4 protein-coding genes are annotated in these 2970 nt (G+C 45.1%); 3 read left to right on the top strand and 1 reads right to left on the bottom strand.

Annotated elements, in window-relative coordinates; genetic code table 11:
* The 3 genes from pstC to pstB form a co-directional block, all read left to right on the top strand.
* On the top strand, positions 1-667 hold a 667-nt coding region (gene pstC / locus ACP45E_RS20005; protein WP_069585473.1), incomplete at its 5' end, for a phosphate ABC transporter permease subunit PstC.
* 5 nt (positions 668-672) lie between these two features.
* Positions 673-1536, top strand: a complete 864-nt coding sequence (pstA, locus tag ACP45E_RS20000) for a phosphate ABC transporter permease PstA (RefSeq protein ID WP_017033194.1) — start codon at positions 673-675, stop codon at positions 1534-1536.
* A gap of 142 nt (positions 1537-1678) precedes the next feature.
* Positions 1679-2428 carry a phosphate ABC transporter ATP-binding protein PstB gene (gene pstB, locus ACP45E_RS19995; RefSeq protein WP_017033195.1) on the top strand — a complete coding sequence of 250 codons (750 nt, stop codon included), beginning with the start codon at positions 1679-1681 and terminating at the stop codon, positions 2426-2428.
* Positions 2429-2640: 212 nt separating this feature from the next.
* On the opposite strand, the gene ACP45E_RS19990 is transcribed toward pstB, so the two are convergent.
* Positions 2641-2970: pseudouridine synthase (locus ACP45E_RS19990; protein WP_241824357.1), on the bottom strand; the 330-nt coding region annotated here is incomplete at its 5' end.

Below are 2970 nucleotides of genomic sequence, written 5' to 3'. Positions count from 1 at the left end.
AACAATGATTGTGGCATCGGTGGTTTCAACGTTAGGTGCGGTTGTCGTTGGGGTGCCTATTGGTGTTCTGACAGCGATATTTATTGCTGAAATAGCCCCTAAGCGCGTTGCCGATATTATTCGCCCAGCGGTAGAGCTTCTAGCGGGCATACCATCGGTGGTTTACGGCTTTTTTGGCTTAGTGATAATTGTTCCCCTGATCCAAAACATCTTCCAAGTCCCAGCAGGTAACACCATTTTAGCCGGGATTATTGTACTAGGGGTGATGATTCTTCCTACCGTCATTACTGTGTCTGAAACATCCATTCGTGCAGTGCCACGAACCTATAAAGAAGGCTCACTGGCGCTCGGTGCATCGAAGATTTTTACCATTTTCAAGTTACTCGTTCCCGCGGCAAGATCCGGCATTATGACGGGTGTCATTTTAGGCATTGGCAGAGCGTTGGGTGAAACCATGGCGATCATTATGGTGATGGGTAATGCACCGGCGATGCCAGAAGGGATTCTTGATTCAGCACGAACGTTAACCGCGAATATCGCTATTGAAATGTCCTACGCAAGTGGCGTCCATGCGAATGCATTGTATGCGACAGGGGTCGTTTTATTGGTGTTTATTATGATGCTGAACGCGGCGCTTCTGTATCTAAATCGTGAGAAGGCGAGGTAGTGACAATGAATAGAGTGAAATTAAAGCAGTCTCGCCAGTTTAAGGACAATGTTCTTACGGCATTCGTATGGGCTGCAGCGGGCTTGACGGTTGGTTTTCTGTTTTGGATTATGTGGTACATCCTGTCCAATGGTCTTCAACACGTAGATTGGGCATTCATTACTGGAAATTACAGTCACACTGGCGATTCTCAGGGTATTTTCCCGATGATCGTGTCTACTGTTTACATGGTCATTGCTTCCATTTCGGTTGCGGCGCCTCTGGGCATTATGACCGCTATTTATCTCACTGAGTATGCCAAGGTGGGCAGTAAACTGGTTAAGGTGATTCGATTCTGTACCGAGTCATTAGCGGGTATTCCGTCGATAATCTTCGGCCTGTTTGGTATGACCTTCTTTGTGGTGATCATGGGCTTTGGGTTCTCGATCTTATCGGGTGCATTAACGCTGAGCATATTGATTCTTCCGGTCATCATTCGAACCACGGAAGAAGCCTTAATGGCGGTACCACAAACATACAGAGAAGGCTCTTATGGATTGGGTGCGCCAAAAATTTACACCATCTGGCGCTTAATCTTACCAAGCGCAATGCCCGGTATTATCACTTCGGTCATTTTAAGTATTGGTCGAGTTATCGGTGAATCCGCCCCTGTCTTTCTCACGGCGGGTATGGTCGCTCGAATTCCAGATTCTTTAATGGATTCTGGACGTACATTGACTGTCCATTTATACAAATTAACCACTGAGCTTTTTACCATTGAAGAGTGGAATCAAGCGTATGGCACTGCCACGGTTCTTATTGTTGTTGTATTGCTTATCAACACAATAACCAAATTGATTGCAAGTCGTTTTAACACCGCTACTTACTAACTTGAAAAAGCATGAATGTGAAAAGCACTAATTCGCAAAATCATTAGCGAAAAAGAGTATTCAGAGTAAGGCTCAGGACATATAAGAGCCGATATAAAGCGTGTTGAAATAAGACGATTGACCGAATTTAGAGATAAACAAAATGAATAAATTTAATATTGAAAACCTGAACCTGTTTTACGGCCAGAACCAAGCGCTTAAATCGATTAATTTGCCGATTCCGACTCGCCAAGTGACGGCATTAATTGGCCCGTCAGGCTGTGGTAAATCGACCCTTTTGCGTTGTCTTAATCGTATGAATGATCTGATTGAAGGGGTGACGATTAACGGCGGCCTTGAAATGGATGGTCAGGATATCTACGGCGATATTGATGTGTCAGACCTTCGTATTCGAGTGGGGATGGTATTCCAAAAGCCCAACCCTTTCCCAATGAGTATCTATGAAAATGTCGCGTATGGATTGCGTGCTCAAGGCATTAAAGACAAAAAGCATCTTGATGAAGTCGTAGAGCGTTCGTTACGTGGTGCTGCATTATGGGATGAAGTGAAAGATCGTTTAAAAGCACACGCATTTGGCCTATCAGGTGGTCAGCAGCAGAGACTCTGTATTGCTCGTACCATTGCGATGGCACCGGATGTGATTTTGATGGATGAGCCGACTTCTGCCCTTGACCCAATCGCGACGCACAAGATTGAAGAGCTAATGGAAGAGCTTAAGAAAGACTATACGATTGTTATTGTGACGCACTCGATGCAGCAAGCGCGTCGTATTTCAGATAGAACGGCGTTTTTCTTGATGGGTGAGCTCGTTGAACACAACGATACTCAAGTGATATTCAGTGATCCAAAAGATGACCGTACTAAAGGCTATGTTAACGGCGACTTTGGGTAGAAGCTCAATATCATACTGGGGATGCTGCTTGGGAAAATGGGAAAACGCTCGGCAGACGAACTGGTGTATAAAATTAAAATAACTATAAGCGATGGAAACTTTGCCCCTCTTAATGAGGGGCTTTTTTATGTGTTGCCTAGTGTGTTATGTGCGGTCTAGTGTTATGTGCGGTCTGGTGTTATGTGAGATCTAGTGTAACGCGTAGGTAACGACTAAAAATCCGCATCGACTTGAAAGTGCATTCGCTCTTTGCTGTAAGGGTGTTCAAAAGCCAGAGACTCAGCGTGTAAGTGCAAACGGTTTGATTTGGTACCGTATAAGTCATCACCGACAATAGGCATATTGAGCCCATCTTGATGTGCACAGTGCACACGAAGTTGATGAGTTCGCCCTGTTTTAGGGTAAAGGTATACTTTAGTTCGGCCGTTTGTCGTGGCGATTTTTTCCCAATGCGTTTCAGCGGCTTTACCATGTTCAACGCAAACTAGTTGACGAGGCCGGTCGTACAAATCACCGCGTAACGGCAGTGACACATCGCCACT

The organism is Vibrio genomosp. F10 str. 9ZD137 (genome assembly GCF_049974785.1).
Taxonomy (GTDB): Bacteria; Pseudomonadota; Gammaproteobacteria; order Enterobacterales; family Vibrionaceae; genus Vibrio.
The sequence above is the reverse complement of the archived record's forward strand: the minus strand, read 5'-3'. Positions and strand labels throughout refer to the sequence as shown.